21 protein-coding genes are annotated in these 19182 nt (G+C 52.8%); 19 read left to right on the top strand and 2 right to left on the bottom strand.

Annotated features, from left to right (window positions below; genetic code table 11):
- Window positions 1-21: 21 nt before the first annotated feature.
- The 8 genes from IB222_RS15155 to IB222_RS15120 all read left to right on the top strand — a co-directional run bounded on the left by IB222_RS15155 (window position 22) and on the right by IB222_RS15120 (window position 7168).
- Complete coding sequence (locus IB222_RS15155) at window positions 22-1194, top strand: phage tail sheath protein (RefSeq protein WP_000046140.1); 1173 nt, start codon at window positions 22-24, stop codon at window positions 1192-1194.
- Between the two features lie 9 nt (window positions 1195-1203).
- Window positions 1204-1719, top strand: coding sequence for a phage major tail tube protein (locus IB222_RS15150; RefSeq protein ID WP_001207656.1), 516 nt, complete (start codon window positions 1204-1206; stop codon window positions 1717-1719).
- Between the two features lie 54 nt (window positions 1720-1773).
- Window positions 1774-2076, top strand: a complete 303-nt coding sequence (locus IB222_RS15145) for a phage tail assembly protein (protein WP_001281009.1) — start codon at window positions 1774-1776, stop codon at window positions 2074-2076.
- 14 nt (window positions 2077-2090) lie between these two features.
- Window positions 2091-2210, top strand: a complete 120-nt coding sequence (locus IB222_RS15140; protein WP_000763311.1) for a GpE family phage tail protein — start codon at window positions 2091-2093, stop codon at window positions 2208-2210.
- Complete coding sequence (locus IB222_RS15135; RefSeq protein WP_149384742.1) at window positions 2203-5280, top strand: phage tail tape measure protein; 3078 nt, start codon at window positions 2203-2205, stop codon at window positions 5278-5280. Before IB222_RS15140 ends, IB222_RS15135 begins: the two co-directional genes overlap by 8 nt.
- Window positions 5277-5762 carry a phage tail protein gene (locus IB222_RS15130; RefSeq protein ID WP_000980391.1) on the top strand — a complete coding sequence of 162 codons (486 nt, stop codon included), beginning with the start codon at window positions 5277-5279 and terminating at the stop codon, window positions 5760-5762. Before IB222_RS15135 ends, IB222_RS15130 begins: the two co-directional genes overlap by 4 nt.
- Window positions 5759-6859, top strand: a complete 1101-nt coding sequence (locus IB222_RS15125; RefSeq protein WP_149384741.1) for a phage late control D family protein — start codon at window positions 5759-5761, stop codon at window positions 6857-6859. The genes IB222_RS15130 and IB222_RS15125 overlap by 4 nt, the downstream gene beginning before the upstream one ends.
- A gap of 90 nt (window positions 6860-6949) precedes the next feature.
- Window positions 6950-7168, top strand: a complete 219-nt coding sequence (locus tag IB222_RS15120) for an ogr/Delta-like zinc finger family protein (RefSeq protein WP_000972391.1) — start codon at window positions 6950-6952, stop codon at window positions 7166-7168.
- Between the two features lie 236 nt (window positions 7169-7404).
- Here the strand turns inward: IB222_RS15120 and IB222_RS15115 are convergent, their stop codons facing one another.
- On the bottom strand, window positions 7405-9090 hold the full coding sequence (locus IB222_RS15115; protein ID WP_003831652.1) for an aspartate:alanine antiporter: 1686 nt from the start codon (window positions 9088-9090) through the stop codon (window positions 7405-7407).
- Between the two features lie 269 nt (window positions 9091-9359).
- Between IB222_RS15115 and IB222_RS15110 the strand changes: the two genes are divergently transcribed.
- Window positions 9360-9740: an inner membrane protein YbjM gene (locus IB222_RS15110; RefSeq protein ID WP_003035356.1), complete on the top strand. Its 381-nt coding sequence runs from the start codon at window positions 9360-9362 to the stop codon at window positions 9738-9740.
- 34 nt (window positions 9741-9774) lie between these two features.
- Here IB222_RS15110 and IB222_RS15105 read toward each other — a convergent pair whose 3' ends face one another.
- Entirely contained in the window at window positions 9775-10038 is a 264-nt protein-coding gene (locus IB222_RS15105; RefSeq protein WP_003035358.1) for a GrxA family glutaredoxin, read from the bottom strand.
- A 172-nt stretch (window positions 10039-10210) separates the two neighbouring features.
- Between IB222_RS15105 and IB222_RS15100 the strand changes: the two genes are divergently transcribed.
- The 10 genes from IB222_RS15100 to rlmC all read left to right on the top strand — a co-directional run bounded on the left by IB222_RS15100 (window position 10211) and on the right by rlmC (window position 19076).
- The gene (locus IB222_RS15100) at window positions 10211-10501 is read left to right on the top strand and encodes a DUF1418 family protein (protein WP_149384740.1); all 291 of its coding nucleotides are present in this window, start codon (window positions 10211-10213) and stop codon (window positions 10499-10501) included.
- Window positions 10485-11207 (top strand): nitroreductase NfsA, encoded by a 723-nt coding sequence (gene nfsA, locus IB222_RS15095; RefSeq protein WP_008784243.1) that lies wholly within the window; start codon window positions 10485-10487, stop codon window positions 11205-11207. The genes IB222_RS15100 and nfsA overlap by 17 nt, the downstream gene beginning before the upstream one ends.
- Window positions 11208-11266: 59 nt before the next feature.
- On the top strand, window positions 11267-12169 hold the full coding sequence (gene rimK, locus IB222_RS15090; RefSeq protein ID WP_003831660.1) for a 30S ribosomal protein S6--L-glutamate ligase: 903 nt from the start codon (window positions 11267-11269) through the stop codon (window positions 12167-12169).
- Window positions 12170-12259: 90 nt separating this feature from the next.
- Window positions 12260-12736, top strand: a complete 477-nt coding sequence (locus IB222_RS15085) for a YbjN domain-containing protein (RefSeq protein ID WP_003831662.1) — start codon at window positions 12260-12262, stop codon at window positions 12734-12736.
- Window positions 12737-13169: 433 nt separating this feature from the next.
- Window positions 13170-14282, top strand: a complete 1113-nt coding sequence (gene potF / locus IB222_RS15080) for a spermidine/putrescine ABC transporter substrate-binding protein PotF (protein ID WP_003831664.1) — start codon at window positions 13170-13172, stop codon at window positions 14280-14282.
- A 138-nt stretch (window positions 14283-14420) separates the two neighbouring features.
- The gene (gene potG, locus IB222_RS15075; RefSeq protein ID WP_003831665.1) at window positions 14421-15554 is read left to right on the top strand and encodes a putrescine ABC transporter ATP-binding subunit PotG; all 1134 of its coding nucleotides are present in this window, start codon (window positions 14421-14423) and stop codon (window positions 15552-15554) included.
- Window positions 15555-15563: 9 nt separating this feature from the next.
- Window positions 15564-16517 carry a putrescine ABC transporter permease PotH gene (gene potH, locus IB222_RS15070; RefSeq protein WP_003831667.1) on the top strand — a complete coding sequence of 318 codons (954 nt, stop codon included), beginning with the start codon at window positions 15564-15566 and terminating at the stop codon, window positions 16515-16517.
- Window positions 16514-17359, top strand: a complete 846-nt coding sequence (gene potI, locus IB222_RS15065) for a putrescine ABC transporter permease PotI (RefSeq protein ID WP_003831669.1) — start codon at window positions 16514-16516, stop codon at window positions 17357-17359. The genes potH and potI overlap by 4 nt, the downstream gene beginning before the upstream one ends.
- A gap of 59 nt (window positions 17360-17418) precedes the next feature.
- Entirely contained in the window at window positions 17419-17907 is a 489-nt protein-coding gene (locus tag IB222_RS15060) for a YbjO family protein (RefSeq protein WP_003035378.1), read from the top strand.
- 41 nt (window positions 17908-17948) lie between these two features.
- Window positions 17949-19076, top strand: coding sequence for a 23S rRNA (uracil(747)-C(5))-methyltransferase RlmC (rlmC, locus tag IB222_RS15055; RefSeq protein ID WP_149384739.1), 1128 nt, complete (start codon window positions 17949-17951; stop codon window positions 19074-19076).
- Window positions 19077-19182: the final 106 nt, after the last annotated feature.

Below are 19182 nucleotides of genomic sequence, written 5' to 3'. Positions count from 1 at the left end.
CCAATCAGGAGGTTCGCCACTATGGCTCAGGATTACCACCACGGGGTGCGCGTTGTTGAAGTCAACGAAGGCACCCGATCCATTACCACGGTGAGCACCGCCATCGTGGGTATGGTCTGCACGGGCGATGATGCCGATGCAAAAATGTTTCCTCTTAATAAACCCGTGCTGATCACTGATGTGCTGACTGCCAGCGGTAAAGCGGGTGAGTCAGGCACGCTGGCTCGTTCGCTGGATGCCATCGCTGACCAGGCAAAACCCGTGACCGTTGTTGTGCGTGTGCCGCAGGGTGAAACGGAAGAAGAAACCACGACCAATATCATCGGAGCAGTGACCGCTGAAGGTAAAAAAACAGGCATGAAAGCCCTGTTATCTGCCCAGTCACAGCTCGGCGTTAAACCGCGCATTCTCGGCGTGCCAGGTCACGACACGAAGGCGGTAGCTACTGAGTTGCTGAGCGTGGCGCAAAGCCTGCGTGGATTTGCTTACCTGTCAGCGTATGGTTGCAAGACAGTGCAGGAAGCAATCACTTACCGTGAAAACTTCAGTCAGCGTGAAGGAATGCTGATCTGGCCCGACTTTACTGGCTGGGACACGGTGCTGAATGCCGAAGCAACGGCTTATGCCACCGCCCGTGCGCTTGGTCTGCGCGCCAAAATTGACGAGCAGACCGGATGGCACAAAAGCCTGTCCAACGTGGGCGTTAACGGTGTCACCGGAATTTCTGCTGATGTGTTCTGGGATCTGCAGGACCCGGCAACCGATGCGGGACTGCTGAACCAGAACGACGTCACCACCCTTATCCGCAAAGACGGTTTTCGCTTCTGGGGTTCCCGCTGCCTGAGTGATGACCCGCTCTTTGCCTTCGAAAACTACACCCGCACGGCGCAGGTGCTGACGGACACGATGGCAGAAGCGCACATGTGGGCGGTGGATAAACCGCTGAATCCGTCGCTGGCCCGCGACATTATCGAGGGTATCCGCGCCAAAATGCGCAGCCTGGTCAGTCAGGGCTATCTCATTGGTGGTGATTGCTGGCTGGATGAGTCGGTGAACGACAAAGACACGCTGAAAGCCGGAAAACTCACTATCGACTACGACTACACGCCAGTGCCGCCACTTGAAAACCTGATGCTGCGTCAGCGCATCACCGATCAGTACCTGGTGAATTTCTCCAGCCAGGTCAGCGCGTAAGGGGACAACATGGCTTTACCACGCAAATTAAAACACCTGAACCTGTTTAATGACGGGAACAACTGGCAGGGGATCGTTGAGTCGCTGACGCTGCCGAAATTTACCCGCAAATATGAGAAGTATCGCGGCGGCGGAATGCCGGGTGCAGTGGATGTGGATCTGGGGCTGGATGACGGCGCACTGGATACGGAATTTTCCATTGGTGGTACTGAACTGCTGCTGTTTAAGCAGATGGGCAAAGCCACGGTGGATGGTATCCAGTTGCGCTTTACCGGCTCTATCCAGCGTGACGATACCGGGGAAGTGCAGGCCGTGGAGCTTGTGGTGCGTGGACGTCACAAAGAAGTGGATTCCGGCGAGTGGAAGACGGGCGAAAGCAACACCACCAAAGTGACCAGTACCAACAGCTACGCGAAGCTGACTATAAATGGTGAGGTGCTCTATGAAGTGGACCTTATCAACATGGTGGAAATTGTGGACGGTGTGGACCTGATGGAAGCGCACCGCAACGCCCTCGGCCTCTGATGTATCTGAACGGCGCGGGATACCGCGCCAGAACCCAATTTACAGGACAGCAAAATGAGCGATAAGCAGACTGAAAAGACTATTCAACTGGATACCCCCATCAAGCGCGGTAAAACAGAAATCACCGAAATTGTGCTGCGTAAACCGCAGTCCGGTGCGCTGCGCGGTACACGCCTGCAGGCCATTATGGATATGGATGTGAACGCGATGATGACCGTGATCCCCCGCATCTCCAGTCCGGCACTGACTGCACAGGAAATTGCAGAGATGGACCCGGCAGATCTCACTGCCATGTCGGTTGAGGTTGTCACTTTTTTGTTGAAGAAGTCGGTGCTTGCCGGTTTACCGACAGCCTGACGGTTGACGATCTGGTGGCTGATATCGCCACCATCTTTCACTGGCCGCCATCCGTTACTGACGTTATGCCGCTGACCGAAGTGCTGGAATGGCGGTATAAAGCGATTCAGAGAAGCGGGGCCAACGATGAGTGATAATAACCTGCGCCTGCAGGTCATTCTTAATGCGGTTGACAAACTCACCCGCCCATTCCGTGCTGCACAGGCCAGTTCGAAAGAGCTGGCTGGCGCAATTCAGAATACCCGAAACAGCCTCAAAGAACTGAATAAGCAGGCTGGCAGAATTGATGAATTTCGCAAGACGCGCTCGCAACTAGCCATAACAGCCAACAACCTGAACGCAGCCCGCGAAGAGGCGGCAAAACTCGCCACACAATTTGCTGCCACTAACAGGCCAACCGCCGCGCAGGCAAAGTTATTCAGTCAGGCCAAAACACGAGTACAGGAACTTCAGCAGACCTATAACGGCTTGTTGGGGGCGGTCCAGAGACAACGTCAGGCACTTAAAGAATCAGGGATTGATACCAGACAACTCAGTAGTGCCCAGCGAGAACTTAAGAAAAATGCCGAAGAAACTCGTCAGGCACTGGAGGGCCAGCAAAAAGCACTTAAACGTCTGGGTGAACAACAGGCACGGATGAACGCTGCCAGAGAACAATACTCAAGACGGCTTGAAGTGCGCGATCGCATCGCAGGAGCCGGAGCCACCACCACGGCTGCAGGGCTGGCAATGGGCGCGCCAGTGATGGCGGCGGTAAAAAGCTATACCAGCATGGAAGATGCCATGAAAGGTGTGGCAAAGCAGGTCAATGGTCTGCGTGACGATAATGGCAACCGCACTGCGCGTTTTTACGAAATGCAGGATGCCATCAAAGCTGCCAGTGAACAGCTGCCAATGGAAAACGGTGCTGTGGACTTCGCCGCACTGGTTGAAGGTGGTGCGCGCATGAATGTGGCAAACCCTGACGACAGCTGGGAGGACCAGAAACGTGACCTGCTGGCCTTCGCCAGTACGGCAGCAAAGGCGGCAACAGCCTTTGAGCTGCCAGCGGATGAACTGTCAGAAAGTCTGGGGAAAATCGCCCAGCTCTACAAAATACCAACCCGCAATATTGAACAGCTCGGTGATGCGCTGAACTATCTGGATGATAACGCTATGTCGAAAGGGGCAGACATCATTGATGTCATGCAACGCCTGGGCGGTGTGGCTGATCGTCTGGATTATCGTAAAGCGGCGGCGCTGGGTTCCACCTTCCTGACACTGGGGGCTGCGCCGGAGGTCGCTGCCAGTGCTGCCAACGCGATGGTGCGTGAATTGTCCATTGCGACCATGCAAAGCAAGAGTTTCTTTGAAGGAATGAATCTGCTGAAACTCAATCCTGAAGTGATTGAAAAGCAGATGACGAAGGATGCGATGGGAACTATCCAGCGCGTACTGGAGAAGGTGAACGCACTGCCGCAGGATAAGCGCCTGTCTGCCATGACCATGTTGTTTGGTAAAGAGTTTGGCGATGATGCGGCGAAACTGGCAAACAACCTGCCGGAACTGCAGCGCCAGCTAAAACTGACAGCGGGCAATGATGCGCTCGGTTCGATGCAGAAAGAATCCGACATTAACAAGGACTCACTTTCTGCGCAGTGGTTGCTGGTCAAAACCGGAGCGCAGAACACCTTCAGCAGCCTGGGCGAAACGCTGCGCCAGCCGCTGATGGATATTCTGTACACGGTGAAAAGCATCACGGGGGCGTTGCGTCGCTGGGTGGAAGCTAACCCTGAACTGACGGGCACACTGATGAAAGTAGCCGCGGTTGTGGCTGCTGTTACTGTGGGCCTCGGCACCCTGGCTGTGGTGTTGGCTGCTGTGCTGGGGCCGCTGGCAGTCATCCGTCTGGGATTCTCTGTGCTGGGTATCAAAACGTTACCTTCCGTTACGGCAGCAGTAACGCGAACCAGCAGCGCGTTGTCCTGGTTGGCTGGCGCACCACTTGCACTGCTGCGACGCGGGCTTGCTTCATCGGGCAACGCCGCAGGTTTACTTACTGCGCCGTTGTCGTCTTTGCGCCGCACGGCATCACTGACGGGAAATGTCCTGAAAACTGTAGCAGGTGCGCCGGTTGCACTTTTGCGGTCTGGATTATCCGGTTTACGTGCTGTTGCTGTGATGTTTATGAATCCTCTGGCGGTACTGCGCGGTGGACTGGCCTCCGCAGGCACGGTGCTGCGAGTACTGGCATCTGGTCCACTGGCGATGCTGCGCGTTGTCCTGTATGCCGTATCTGGTCTGTTAGGTGCTCTGCTCAGTCCGATAGGTCTTGTGGTTACTGCACTGGCGGGCGTGGCGCTGGTTGTCTGGAAATACTGGCAACCCATCACCGCATTTCTTGGTGGCGTGGTGGAAGGATTCAAAGCGGCGGCAGGTCCCGTCAGTGCAGCATTCGAACCGCTTAAGCCCGTGTTCCAGTGGATTGGCGACAAAGTACAGGCGCTGTGGGGCTGGTTTACTGATCTGCTGACGCCCGTTAAGTCGACCTCTGCCGAACTGCAGAGTGCAGCGGCAATGGGGCGACGATTCGGGGAGGCTCTGGCGGAAGGGCTGAATATGGTCATGCATCCGCTGGACTCCCTGAAATCCGGCGTTTCCTGGTTGCTGGAGAAACTCGGCATTGTCAGTAAAGAGGCTGCAAAGGCGAAACTGCCGGAAAGAGTGACGCGTCAGCAACCTGCGACGGTGAATGCAGACGGTAAAGTGATGATGCCACCGGGTGGTTTTCCGTCATGGGGATATGGCTTTGCGGGGATGTATGACAGCGGCGGCTATATCCCGCGCGGGCAGTTTGGCATCGTCGGTGAAAACGGGCCGGAAATTGTTAACGGCCCGGCAAATGTGACCAGCCGGAGAAATACAGCTGCACTGGCTGCCGTTGTTGCCGGAATGATGGGCGTTGCTGCCGCGCCTGCAGAGCTTCCACCGTTGCATCCTTTGGCACTTCCCGCGAAAGGCGGCGAAGCGATGGTGAGTCGTGCAGCCACTGTACCGCCCGTTCACCGGATTGAGGCACCGACGCAGATCATCATTCAGACGCAGCCAGGACAAAGTGCGCAGGATATTGCGCGGGAGGTGGCACGCCAGCTTGATGAACGTGAACGCAGGCTGAAGGCAAAAGCCAGGAGTAACTACAGCGATCAGGGGGGATACGACGCATGATGATGGTGCTGGGATTGTACGTGTTTATGCTGCGCACCGTTCCGTATCAGGAACTGCAGTATCAACGCAGCTGGCGACATGCGGCAAACAGCCGGGTAAACCGTCGTCCGTCCACGCAATTTCTGGGACCGGACAACGACATGCTGACGCTTTCTGGTGTTCTTATGCCGGAGATAACGGGCGGCAGGCTGTCGTTGCTGGCTCTGGAGCAGATGGCAGAACAGGGAAAAGCATGGCCCCTGATTGAAGGCAGCGGCACGATTTACGGCATGTATGTGATTGAGGGACTGAATCAGACTAAAACGGAGTTTTTCCGCGATGGTATGCCGCGCCGGATTGAGTTTACCCTGTCGCTCAAACGGGTGGATGAATCCCTGTCCGATATGTTCGGTGATCTCAGTGCGCAGCTGAATAATTTGCAGGATACGGCAACGTCTGCCTTAAGCGATATCAGTAAAACGGTGGGAGGGCTGCTGTCGTGAATTTCAGCTCTGAACTGCTTAACAAAGGCAACAAAACTCCCGCATTCAGCATCAGTATTGAGGGGAAGGATATCACCACTGTGCTGGACAAACGCCTGATGGGGCTTACGCTGACGGATAACCGGGGCTTTGAAGCGGACCAGCTTGATCTGGAGCTGGACGACGCCGACGGAAAAATCGTGCTGCCGCGCCGTGGTGCGGTCATTACGCTGGCGCTGGGCTGGAAGGGGCAGCCGCTTTTCCCGAAAGGGGCATTCACGGTGGACGAGATTGAACACACTGGCGCACCGGACCGCCTGACTATCCGAGCGCGAAGTGCTGATTTTCGGGAAACGCTGAATACCCGCCGTGAAAAATCGTGGCATAACACCACTATCGGGGAAGTGGTGAAGGAAATAGCCGCGCGGCACAAGCTGAAGATGGCACTGGGTAAAGACCTGTCGGATAAGCCCGTGGAGCATATAGACCAGACTAATGAGAGTGACGGCAGTTTTTTGATGCGGCTGGCGCGCCAGTACGGTGCCATTGCATCGGTGAAAAATGGCAATCTGTTATTCATCCGGCAGGGACAGGGCAAAAGCGCCAGCGGTAAACCACTGCCGGTGATTACTATCACACGTAAGGACGGCGACAGTCACCGCTTTACCCTGGCAGATCGCGGAGCTTACACGGGGGTAATTGCCAGCTGGTTGCATACCCGCGAACCCGCGAAGAAAGAAAGCACTACGGTGAAGCGTAAGCGCAGGACTAAGAAGCAGAAGAAAGAGCCGGAAGCGAAGCAGGGCGATTACCTGGTGGGGACGGATGAAAACGTGCTGGTACTTAATCGCACTTATGCCAACCGGAGCAACGCTGAACGGGCAGCGAAAATGCAGTGGGAACGCCTGCAACGTGGCGTTGCGTCATTCTCGCTACAACTGGCGGAAGGGCGGGCAGATCTCTACACGGAAATGCCTGTGAAGGTCAGTGGTTTTAAACAGCCGATAGATGATGCGGAATGGACTATTACGACTCTGACACATACCGTCAGCCCGGATAACGGTTTTACGACCAGTCTGGAGCTTGAAGTGAAGATTGATGATTTCGAAATGGAATGATTCTTCGCAATGGAGAACTTTTAAGTTTTCAAAATGGAATAATGCGGTATCATTATTGTGAATTTAGCAAAAATGGGGAGAACTCGAAAAATGATGATTTGCCCACTGTGTGGAAGTGCCGCCCATACTCGCAGCAGTTTTCAGGTATCTTCATTGACCAAAGAGCGTTACAACCAGTGCCAGAACATTAACTGCAGCCATACTTTTGTTACCCATGAAACTTTTGTTCGTTCGATTGCAACGCCAAAAGAGTCAAATCCGGTTCAGCCGCATCCAATGAAATCAGGACAGGTAGCGCTCTCTCTTTGACGCTGCCGCCATTTTGTCGCCATCGTTAAAAAACAGTGCTTCTAACATCATGATCTTAAACAGCTTAAATTTCAGGCAACAAAAAACCCATCAACCTTGAACCAAAACGGCGGGGTTGATGGGCTCCACAAATTGGGGACATCAAAGAAAAGCAGTGGCAATAGTTATGACTGACGCCTTGAAGAAAAGTTCTGCTTACCTGCAAAAATTTTTTCAATTAAGGGAAAATTTCAGCGCTAACCAAGGCCTGGCCAGACAATGACGATGAGTGTCCCCGCTAATGTCAGCAGAACGTTAGCAATCGCGTAGGTCCCGGCATAGCCTAACGCAGGGATGTTGCTGCGTGCGGTGTCGCTGATGATTTCCATTGCCGGAGCACAGGTACGTGCGCCCATCATGGCACCAAACAGCAGGGCACGGTTCATGCGCAATACGTAAGCACCAAACAAGAAACAGATGACAACTGGAACAAGGCTGACCACCAGGCCGGCAATCAACATTTGACCACCGACCGCGCCCAGGCCATTGCCAATGCCGCTGCCTGCGCTTAAACCGACGCCTGCCATGAATACCATCAGGCCAAACTCTTTCACCATATTCAGCGCACCCTGTGGGATATAGCCAAATGTGGGGTGGTTGGCTCGCAGGAATCCCAGCATGATCCCAGCGAACAGCAGTCCAGCCGCATTCCCGATGCCGAAGCTGAAATTGCTGAACTGGAATGTGATCATCCCGATCATCAGACCGATGATAAAGAAGGCGCAGAAGGCAAGCAGATCGGTCACCTGACTGTGAATGGAAATGAAGCCGATACGATCGGCAATGGTTTTCACGCGACGAGCATCACCGCTGACCTGCAATACGTCGCCTTTATTGAGCACGACGTTGTCATCGATAGGCATTTCAATCTGGCTGCGGATCACGCGGTTCAGGAAACAACCGTGGTCGGTCAGTTTCAACTGGGCCAGGCGACGACCAACGGCATTGTGGTTTTTTACCACAATTTCTTCAGTGACGATGCGCATATCGAGCAGATCGCGATCGAACACCTCTTTACCGTTACGGAAGCTGGGATCGAGGCGAGCATGGGCGTCCGGATAACCCACCAGGGCTATCTCATCGCCCATTTGCAATACCGCGTCGCCATCCGGGTTGGCCAGAATGCCGTTGCGACGGATGCGTTCAATGTAACAACCGGTCTGGCGATAAATACCCAGTTCGCGCAGATTTTTACCATCGGCCCATGCCACCAGCTCAGGGCCAACGCGATAGGCGCGGATCACCGGGAGGTACACTTTACGATTAGCGTCGGTATCCAGACCTCGTTCACGCGCGATTTGTTGGGCGCTGGTTTGCAGGTCCTGATGCTGCAGTTTCGGCAAATAGCGCGCACCAACAATCAGGCTGACCAGACCAATCAAATAGGTGAGGGCGTAACCCAGGCTCAGGTTATCGAGAGCGCTTGAAAGTTGTGTCCCTGTCATTCCTGAATGGCGCAAGGTATCACCCGCGCCGACCAGCACCGGCGTTGAGGTCATCGAGCCAGCCAGCATGCCCGCCGTCAGGCCGATATCCCAGCCAAATAGCTTACCCAGCCCCAGCGCGATCAGCATTGCGCTACCGACCATCACCAGGGCAAGCATTAGATAATTTTTCCCATCGCGAAAAAAAATCGAAAAAAAGTTGGGACCGGCTTCGACGCCGACGCAAAAAATAAACAGCATAAAGCCGAGATTTAATGCATCGGTGTTAATACTAAAGTGCTGCTGACCTAATAATAGGGAGACCACTAAAACGCCAATGGAATTACCGAGTTGGACTGAACCCAGACGTAATTTGCCCAGACACAGGCCCAGAGCCAGGACCACAAATAATAACAGGATGTAATTCCCATTTAACAAATCTGCGACGTTTATATTCACGGAGACTAACTTCTTGTTTACTAGTAAGCTATTGAAAGAAATGGCAATTTACGCTAATGTTTTTGCCAGAAATTAAGGGGCGATAGCATCGTACACAGCCCCGAATAATGCAGCATAACAATATATGCGGTTAGTTTAATCTCATTACGTATCAACGGCTATAAGAATCGTGTGGGTGTGTTTTTGGCATGGAATGCCGAGTTACTTTATCTGACTGGACGCCTGCGGGCGAAAAGAGTGTTCGATAGAGAATGTGTCAGGAGGAACGATTGAAACATAAGCAAAGTTGGGCGAGTGCGGTCTGCTGCTTTGTGCTCTTTATTGTGGTGTGTCTTTCATTAACGCTGAACGTGAAAGGGGCATTCAGAGCGGCAGGGCATCCTGAGGTCGGATTGTTGTTTTTTATCTTACCTGGTGCTGCAGCAAGCTTTTTTTCCCATCGTCGGGAAGTGCTCAAACCCCTTCTTGGTGCAATGTTGGCGGCGCCGTGCTGCCTGTTACTGATGCGGTTCGTTTTTATGCCGACGCGTTCATTGTGGCAAGAGCTGGCGTGGTTGTTTAGTGCGGTGTTTTGGTGCGCGCTTGGCGCATTATGTTTTTTATTTATCAGTAGCTTATTCAATCAGCATCAACGGCGGAAAAAGAACTGATGACGCCCTCAAGGTGAGGGCGTAGAAACAGCTATCAGGCGAACAGATTCATGTTCTCTTTTGCCCAAGCTTCAAAATCCGTGCAGCCGCCGATGTGTTTTTGATCGACAAAAATCTGCGGAACGGTTTCAACTGGCTTACCTACCGTCTTTTCCAGATCTGCTTTGGTAATTCCTTCAGCATGGATATCAATGTAGCGGAAGTTAAAATCGTCATGCTCACTGCTTAATTTTTCTGCTAATTCTTTTGCGCGCACGCAATACGGGCACCCTGGGCGACCAAAAATAACGGCAAACATCTCTTTCTCCTCGAACTTATCAGGCCGGATGGCAATACTGGTTATGATGCCGCGATTTGTGACGGATGGAAAGCAGGTTCAGCCTGTTGCTTTGATATCCTCAAGCTATATCTGTTAAACACGGCAAGCCGGAACGTTTTATAATGAAAGCCATTTTGCCGGGAGGCCGCGTATGCGCACAATTGGTGTATTACCCAAAAGCGTATTGATGCTGGAAATAATTGGGATGGTTTTGTTATCGCTGGCGCTGCTATCGCTTAACGATTACCTGACCTTGCCCGCACCGCTTAACAGCCCGTTAGCCTGCGTGGTGATGATATTTCTGGGCGTACTGCTGATGCTCCCTGCTGCGGTGGCGTTGATGTGGCGTATTGCTCAACTGCTGGCACCGCAACTGATGTCACGCGCACCCGGTGATTCAACTGATTCAGACAGAGACAAAAGAGATGACTCCAACCATTGATTTACTCCGCAGCCACCGTTCCATTCGCCATTTTACCGATGATGCCATTTCGGATGCGCAGCGTGAGGCGATTATTGCCGCCGCTCAGGGAACGTCAAGCTCCAGTTTTCTACAGTGCACAACGATCGTTCGCATAACGGATAAATCCCTGCGCGAATCGCTGGCCACCTTATCTGGCGGCCAAAAGCATGTGGCGCAGGCCGCTGAGTTCTGGGTGTTTTGCGCTGATTTTAATCGTCATTTGCAGATTTGCCCTGACGCGCAACTTGGGCTGGCGGAACAGCTGCTGCTGGGTGTGGTTGATACCGCAATGATGGCGCAAAATGCGTTGACGGCGGCAGAGTCGCTGGGACTTGGCGGCGTGTTTATTGGTGGCCTGCGTAACAATATTGAGCCGGTCACCGAACTGCTGAAGCTTCCGCAACATGTTCTTCCGCTCTTTGGTTTGTGCCTCGGCTGGCCTGCGGATAACCCGGATATCAAGCCGCGGCTGCCCGCGTCGCTTGTGGTGCACGAAAATCAATATCAGCCACTCAACAGCGATGTGTTGGCGCAATATGATGAGCAGCTCGCGCAGTACTATCTGACCCGAGGCAGCAATACCCGCCGCGACACCTGGAGCGATCATATTCGCCGTACCATCATTAAAGAAAGTCGCCCCTTTATCCTGGAATATTTGCATAAACAGGGATGGGCCACGCGCTAAAGATTTTAACCCAGTGTATGATACGCCAGCTTTTACCAGGTCATTCAGAGAGGTGCAGGGTGAAAATTGCCATTTTGTCCCGGGACGGAACGCTCTATTCTTGTAAACGCCTGCGTGAAGCGGCGATGCAGCGCGGTCACCTGGTTGAAGTTATCGATCCCCTTTCTTGCTATATGAACATCAGCCCAGCGGCATCCTCTATTCATTACAAGGGCCGTCAGCTTCCTCATTTCGATGCGGTGATCCCGCGGATTGGTTCCGCGATTACCTTTTATGGGACGGCGGCGCTGCGCCAGTTTGAGATGCTGGGTAGCTATCCGTTGAATGAATCGGTAGCGATTACGCGAGCGCGCGATAAGCTGCGTTCTCTACAGCTGCTGGCGCGTCAGGGAATTGATTTACCCATCACCGGAATTGCTCACTCTCCGGACGATACCAGCGACATGATTGACATGGTTGGCGGTGCGCCGTTGGTGGTGAAACTGGTTGAAGGCACCCAGGGTATTGGCGTGGTGCTGGCGGAAACGCGGCAGGCTGCAGAAAGTGTGGTAGATGCGTTTCGTGGGGTGAATGCCCATATTCTGGTTCAGGAATATATCAAAGAAGCGAAGGGGCGCGATATTCGCTGTTTCGTGGTGGGCGATGAAGTAGTGGCCGCCATTGAACGACGGGCTAAAGAGGGCGATTTTCGTTCTAATCTCCATCGCGGTGGTGTGGCGACTATTGCGAGTATCACGCCGCGCGAAAGAGAAATTGCGCTCAAAGCCGCCCGGACTATGGGCCTGGACGTTGCAGGCGTTGATATTCTGCGCGCTGATCGAGGGCCACTGGTCATGGAGGTCAACGCGTCTCCGGGGCTGGAAGGCGTAGAGAAAACTACCGGGATAGACATTGCCGCGAAAATGATCCAGTGGATCGAGCGCCATGCTACTCCTGAATTTTGTCTTAAAATCGGCGGCTAAGCGCAATATCGATTGCGATCGTGGTATGACACGCTCTTTTTGCGTAAGCTGTGCCGGTATTTTTTTCATCAATAGAGGTCGCACATTATTATGACATCACTGGTCGTTCCCACTCTGGATACGTTGCGTCAATGGCTCGACGACCTGGGCATGAGTTTTTTTGAATGCGATACCTGTCAGGCGCTGCACTTGCCACACATGCAGAATTTTGACGGCATCTTTGATGCAAAAGTTGATTTGGTCGATAACGTCATTCTGTTTTCTGCGATGGCGGAAGTCAGACCTTCTGCACTGCTGCCACTGGCAGCCGATTTGTCCGCGATAAATGCCAGTTCACTGACGGTGAAAGCTTTTCTGGATATGCAGGATGATAATCTGCCAAAACTGGTGGTTTGCCAGTCTTTATCCGTTACGCCGGGCGTGACGTTTGAGCAGTTTGAATGTTTTGTTCGCCAGAGCGAAGAGCAGATATCGATGGTGATCCTTGAAGCCGGTGCGCATCAGCTGTTATTTAATGCTGAAGAAGATGCGCAAAACAGCACCGCTGAAATTCATTTCCTCCATTAATTCTTCCTGAATCTGGACATATATTGCGCAGCCGCTGCCAGAGCGGTTGCGTATTGCACGTTTTTATTCTGTGTTTAACCTTTCATTAAAGAATTATTCACCTCGATTCAGCGCCTTCCGCTTTATGTCATAGACAATTCCTGCATAAAAAATTGATAAAAGACGTTTTTTAATCTGGGCTATATCCACAATTCCTGGCTAAAGTTATTCTTGCGAAGCTTACCAACGTCATCATTTAAACAGCCCCTTGTGACCTGACCTGTGGCCACAATGTGTGTTGAATGCATAGGCGGATGCCAGCGAGCAACAGCGGCATGAGGAGAGGTCTCTCTTTTCATCGGTGCTGCATGAAAGAATATGCACGTTTCTTGCATATCATTAGAGTGTGACATTTTTGTTCGTTTGTTAACGAACTTTCAGAAGGAAAGAGATTATGACCGCCTTAAATAAAAAATGGTTATCAGGCCTGGTTGCGGGTGCTCTGATGGCCATCTCTGCCGGCACGCTCGCTGCTGAACAAAAAACGCTGCATATTTATAACTGGTCTGATTATATTGCCCCGGATACGGTTGCTAATTTTGAAAAAGAGACCGGAATTAAAGTTATCTATGACGTATTTGATTCCAATGAAGTGCTGGAAGGTAAGCTCATGGCTGGCAGTACCGGCTTTGACCTTGTCGTTCCTTCTGCCAGCTTCCTTGAGCGTCAACTGACTGCGGGCGTATTCCAGCCGCTGGATAAGAGCAAATTGCCGGGCTGGAAAAATCTTGATCCTGAACTGCTGAAGCTGGTGGGTAAACACGATCCGGACAACAAGTTCGCGATGCCGTATATGTGGGCTACGACCGGTATTGGCTATAACGTGGATAAAGTCAAAGCGGTGCTTGGGCCGGATGCGCCGGTTAACAGCTGGGATTTGATCCTCAAACCGGAAAATCTGGAAAAACTCAAAAGCTGCGGCGTCTCTTTCCTCGATGCGCCAGAAGAGGTATTTGCCACGGTGCTGAACTATTTGGGTAAAGACCCAAACAGTACCAAAGCGGATGATTACACCGGGCCAGCAACCGATCTGCTGTTGAAGCTGCGTCCAAATATTCGCTACTTCCACTCCTCGCAATATATTAACGACCTGGCAAACGGTGATACCTGCGTCGCGATTGGCTGGGCAGGGGACGTATGGCAGGCGGCAAACCGTGCGAAAGAAGCGAAAAATGGCGTCAATATCTCCTTCTCAATTCCTAAAGAAGGTGCAATGGCGTTCTTTGACGTATTCGCGATGCCTGCCGATGCGAAAAACAAAGATGAAGCCTATCAGTTCCTCAATTACCTGCTGCGCCCTGATGTGATTGCGCATATCTCCGACCACGTGTTTTATGCCAATGCCAACAAAGAAGCGACGGCTCTGGTCAGCCCTGAGGTTCGTGACAACCCGGGTATCTACCCGCCTGCGGATGTTCGCGCCAAGCTGTTCACACTGAAAGTACAGGATCCGAAGATCGATCGTGTACGTACCCGCGCATGGACGAAGGTAAAAAGCGGGAAATAAACCGATGTTTGGGACATGACCCGGCAGGATTTGTGCCTGCCGGGCAGTGTTGAGCCCGGACACATATAACCCGGCAATACGCACCGTTATGGTGCGTTATTTGCACCGTTTCTTTGTTTTATGCCGGAGAGCACCTGAGTGAATGATGCAACCCCACGCCCACAAGCGAAAATCCGCAAGGCGCTGACCCCGCTGCTTGAAATTCGCAATCTGACCAAGTCATTTGACGGTCAGCACGCCGTTGATGACGTCAATCTTACTATCTACAAAGGTGAAATATTTGCATTGCTCGGCGCGTCCGGCTGTGGCAAATCGACTCTGCTGCGCATGCTGGCGGGGTTTGAATTGCCGACTACCGGGCAAATCATGCTTGATGGCGTCGATTTAGCGCATGTCCCGCCTTATCTGCGTCCGATTAATATGATGTTTCAGTCCTATGCCCTGTTTCCGCACATGACGGTGGAGCAGAACATTGCCTTTGGCCTCAAGCAGGACAAACTGCCGAAGGCTGAAATCGCCAGTCGGGTGAATGAGATGCTGGGACTCGTGCATATGCAGGAGTTCGCCAAACGCAAGCCACATCAGCTTTCTGGCGGCCAGCGTCAGCGCGTGGCATTGGCGCGCAGCCTGGCAAAACGTCCAAAACTGCTGCTGCTGGATGAGCCAATGGGGGCGCTGGATAAAAAACTCCGAGACCGCATGCAACTGGAAGTGGTGGATATCCTTGAACGCGTCGGCGTGACCTGCGTGATGGTGACACACGATCAGGAAGAAGCCATGACGATGGCGGGCCGTATTGCGATCATGAACCGTGGCAAATTTGTCCAGATTGGCGAGCCGGAAGAGATCTATGAGCATCCGACTACGCGTTACAGCGCAGAGTTTATCGGTTCGGTAAACGTTTTTGAGGGACTGCTAAAAGAACGCCAGGAAGATGGTCTGGTGATTGAGTCTCCTGGTCTGGTACATCCGCTGAAAGTGGACGCCGATGCTTCTGTTGTCGATAACGTCCCTGTGTATGTTGCGCTGCGTCCGGAAAAAATCATGCTCTGCGAAGCCCCTCCGCCAGAGGGTTATAACTTCGCGGTAGGCGAAGTGGTGCACATTGCCTATCTGGGTGATTTGTCGGTGTACCACGTACGTTTGAAAAGCGGCCAGATGTTGAGCGCCCAGCTACAAAATGAGCATCGTTATCGCAAGGGATTACCAACCTGGGGTGACGAAGTCCGTTTATGTTGGGATGCGGACAGCTGTGTGGTGTTGACGGTTTAAGGAGCGAAGATGAGTACACTTGAACCTCCGGCACGCGTGGATAAAGCAGGGCGATTCACGCTGTTTATGTCGCGGCTGCAAATGAAGCACGGGCGCAAGCTGGTGATCGCGCTGCCGTATGTGTGGCTGCTGCTCCTGTTTCTGCTGCCTTTTCTGATCGTCTTCAAAATCAGTTTGGCTGAAATGGCGCGCGCTATTCCTCCCTATACGGACCTCGTTTCATGGGCTGATGATCAGCTATCCATCACGCTCAACTTAGCCAACTTCCTGCAGTTAACGGACGATCCGCTCTATTTCGATGCCTACCTGCAATCGTTACAGGTGGCGGGAATTTCGACAATCTGTTGCCTGCTGCTGGGATACCCACTGGCATGGGCCGTTGCGCACAGTAAACCCTCAACGCGTAATATTCTGCTGTTGCTGGTGATCCTGCCGTCCTGGACCTCGTTTTTAATTCGCGTATATGCCTGGATGGGGATCCTGAAAAACAACGGCGTGCTGAACAACTTCCTGATGTGGCTGGGCGTCATCGACCAACCGTTGACGATTTTGCACACCAATCTGGCGGTCTACATCGGTATTGTTTACGCCTATTTGCCCTTTATGGTGCTGCCGATTTATACCGCGCTGACCCGTATCGATTACTCGCTGGTGGAAGCGGCGCTGGATTTAGGTGCCCGGCCGCTGAAGACCTTCTTTAGCGTGATTGTGCCGTTGACTAAGGGCGGTATTATCGCCGGGTCAATGCTAGTATTTATTCCGGCTGTTGGCGAGTTTGTGATCCCGGAACTGTTGGGCGGCCCGGATAGCATCATGATTGGCCGTGTGCTTTGGCAGGAGTTTTTCAATAACCGCGACTGGCCGGTGGCTTCTGCTGTCGCCATTATTATGCTGCTGTTACTGATTGTGCCAATCATGTGGTTCCATAAATATCAGCAAAAAAGCGTGGGGGAACACGGATGAATAACTTACCGGTCGTTCGCTCGCCGTGGCGTATTTTTATCCTGGTGCTGGGTTTTACCTTCCTGTATGCGCCGATGCTAATGCTGGTTATCTATTCGTTTAACAGCTCGAAGCTGGTGACGGTATGGGCGGGTTGGTCAACCCGTTGGTATGGTGAGCTTTTCCACGATAGCGCGATGATAAGCGCCGTCGGCATGAGTTTAACGATTGCTGCGGGTGCTGCGACGATGGCGGCAATCCTTGGCACTATAGCGGCTGTGGTTATGGTGCGCTTTGGTCGTTTTCGTGGTTCGAATGGTTTCGCCTTTATGATCACCGCGCCGCTGGTAATGCCGGATGTTATTACCGGTTTGTCGCTGCTGCTGCTGTTTGTTGCGTTGGCTCACGCCATCGGCTGGCCAGCGGATCGCGGCATGCTGACCATCTGGCTGGCGCATGTCACTTTCTGTACGGCATATGTGGCGGTGGTGATTTCTTCACGTTTGCGCGAACTGGATCACTCCATTGAGGAAGCGGCGATGGATCTCGGCGCCACGCCGCTGAAGGTCTTTTTCGTCATCACCCTGCCGATGATTATGCCGGCGGTGATTTCCGGTTGGTTATTAGCCTTCACGCTGTCGCTCGATGATCTGGTTATTGCCAGCTTTGTCTCTGGTCCTGGCGCCACAACGTTACCGATGCTGGTGTTCTCCAGCGTACGTATGGGGGTGAACCCGGAAATCAACGCGCTGGCGACGCTGATCCTTGGTGTGGTAGGAATTATCGGATTTATCGCGTGGTATCTGATGGCGCGAACAGAAAAACAACGGATCCGCGATATCCAACGTGCAAGACGCGGCTGAAAAAACTAAAATCTGCCAACCTGTCTATACGGCGCAGCTGTGGTGGTTGCGCCGTTTTCATGGAAGACGACGCGTTGGGATTTTTTAAGAAATCATCCACATCACATGCTCGCTTAAACGTCCCTGCTTTGGTGCAGGTGGCGGCGCTGGCTATTATCATGATCCGCTGTCTCGATCTGTTGATGATTTTTAATACGCTTGGGTTTCGTGGAACCAGTGAGTTTATTCATCGCAGCGTGCAGACCTGGAATTTGACGCTGGTGTTTCTGGGCAGTCTGGTGCTGCTTTTTATCGAAATTTACTGCGCATTTTCGCTGGTAAAAGGACGGAACTGGGCACGCTGGATCTATCTGTTGACCCAGATTATCGCCAGCGTCTATCTGTGGGCTGCTTCGCTGGGCTACGGATACCCAGAACTATTCAGTATTGCGGGGGAGTCCAGACGCGAAATCCTGCATACGCTGGTGATGCAAAAACTGCCGGATATGCTGGTATTGCTGTTACTGTTTGTTCCTGCGTCCAGCAGGCGGTTCTTTCGTTTGCAATAACGTGTATAATATTGGCCCCCTGTTAATTTATAGGTTTTTGTATGCAGTGCGCACTATATGACGCCGAGCGCTGCCGCTCCTGTCAGTGGATAACTCAGCCTGTCGCCGATCAACTCTTCGCTAAAACAGCCGATCTGCAGAATCTGCTTGCCGAGCATCCGGTCGGAGAATGGTGCGCGCCGATCAGTGGTCCGGAAAGCGAGTTTCGTAATAAAGCTAAAATGGTGGTCAGCGGCAGCGTGGAAAAACCTCTGCTGGGAATGCTGCATCGTGACGGTACGCCTGAGGATTTGTGCGACTGTCCGCTCTATCCTGAGTCTTTTGCGCCCGTATTTGCCGCGCTTAAGCCGTTTATCGCTCGGGCGGGGCTGACGCCCTATAACGTGGCGCGCAAACGCGGGGAACTGAAATATCTGCTGTTAACGGAAAGCCGGTACGACGGCGGTATGATGCTGCGTTTTGTCCTGCGTTCTGACGCAAAACTGGCACAACTGCGCGCGGCGCTACCCTGGTTGCAGGCACAACTCCCACAGTTAAAAGTAATTACTGCCAATATTCAGCCGGTGCATATGGCGATTATGGAAGGGGAGACCGAAATCTTCCTGACTGAACAACAGGCACTGGCGGAACGCTTTAACGATGTGCCGTTGTGGATCCGCCCGCAGAGTTTCTTCCAGACCAACCCGGTGGTGGCGGGGCAGTTATATGCCACGGCGCGCGACTGGGTGCGTCAGCTTCCGGTTAATCACATGTGGGATCTCTTTTGCGGTGTTGGGGGTTTTGGTCTGCACTGTGCTACACCGCAAATGAAACTGACGGGGATTGAAATCGCGCCAGAAGCGATTACCTGCGCGAAGCAGTCAGCGCAGGAGCTTGGATTGCAGAATCTGCATTTTCAGGCGCTGGATTCAACCCAGTTTGCTACCGCTCAGGGCGAAGTACCTGACCTGGTGCTGGTGAACCCGCCGCGTCGCGGGATTGGAAAGCCGCTGTGCGATTTTCTCTCCCGCATGGCACCGCGTTTTATCATTTATTCCAGCTGTAATGCGCAAACCATGGCGAAGGATATTTGTGAGTTGCCCGGGTATCGCATTGAACGCGTCCAACTTTTCGATATGTTCCCACACACCGCGCACTATGAAGTGTTAACGCTGCTCAGCCGACAATAACTGCCATGCCTGATGGCGCTTCGCTTATCAGGCCTACGGAGATATTCACGGCTGTAGCAATGTAGGCCGGATAAGGTGCTTGCGCCGCATCCGGCAAATGCAACAT

This window comes from Citrobacter sp. C13, from assembly GCF_014596815.2.
GTDB lineage: Bacteria > Pseudomonadota > Gammaproteobacteria > Enterobacterales > Enterobacteriaceae > Citrobacter > Citrobacter portucalensis.
This window is presented reverse-complemented; position numbering and strand designations above follow the sequence as displayed.

Bases quoted from the DNA above. Each gene is read 5' to 3' on its own strand.
- IB222_RS15120 (WP_000972391.1), top strand. From the start codon at position 6,950: ATGATGATTTGCCCACTGTGTGGAAGTGCCGCCCATACTCGCAGCAGT.
- IB222_RS15105 (WP_003035358.1), bottom strand. From the start codon at position 10,038: ATGTTTGCCGTTATTTTTGGTCGCCCAGGGTGCCCGTATTGCGTGCGC.
- IB222_RS15145 (WP_001281009.1), top strand. From the start codon at position 1,774: ATGAGCGATAAGCAGACTGAAAAGACTATTCAACTGGATACCCCCATC.
- IB222_RS15150 (WP_001207656.1), top strand. From the start codon at position 1,204: ATGGCTTTACCACGCAAATTAAAACACCTGAACCTGTTTAATGACGGG.
- rlmC (WP_149384739.1), top strand. From the start codon at position 17,949: ATGCAGTGCGCACTATATGACGCCGAGCGCTGCCGCTCCTGTCAGTGG.
- IB222_RS15060 (WP_003035378.1), top strand. From the start codon at position 17,419: ATGGAAGACGACGCGTTGGGATTTTTTAAGAAATCATCCACATCACAT.
- potH (WP_003831667.1), top strand. From the start codon at position 15,564: ATGAGTACACTTGAACCTCCGGCACGCGTGGATAAAGCAGGGCGATTC.
- potF (WP_003831664.1), top strand. From the start codon at position 13,170: ATGACCGCCTTAAATAAAAAATGGTTATCAGGCCTGGTTGCGGGTGCT.
- IB222_RS15085 (WP_003831662.1), top strand. From the start codon at position 12,260: ATGACATCACTGGTCGTTCCCACTCTGGATACGTTGCGTCAATGGCTC.
- potI (WP_003831669.1), top strand. From the start codon at position 16,514: ATGAATAACTTACCGGTCGTTCGCTCGCCGTGGCGTATTTTTATCCTG.
- IB222_RS15100 (WP_149384740.1), top strand. From the start codon at position 10,211: ATGCGCACAATTGGTGTATTACCCAAAAGCGTATTGATGCTGGAAATA.
- IB222_RS15130 (WP_000980391.1), top strand. From the start codon at position 5,277: ATGATGATGGTGCTGGGATTGTACGTGTTTATGCTGCGCACCGTTCCG.
- IB222_RS15135 (WP_149384742.1), top strand. From the start codon at position 2,203: ATGAGTGATAATAACCTGCGCCTGCAGGTCATTCTTAATGCGGTTGAC.
- nfsA (WP_008784243.1), top strand. From the start codon at position 10,485: ATGACTCCAACCATTGATTTACTCCGCAGCCACCGTTCCATTCGCCAT.
- IB222_RS15155 (WP_000046140.1), top strand. From the start codon at position 22: ATGGCTCAGGATTACCACCACGGGGTGCGCGTTGTTGAAGTCAACGAA.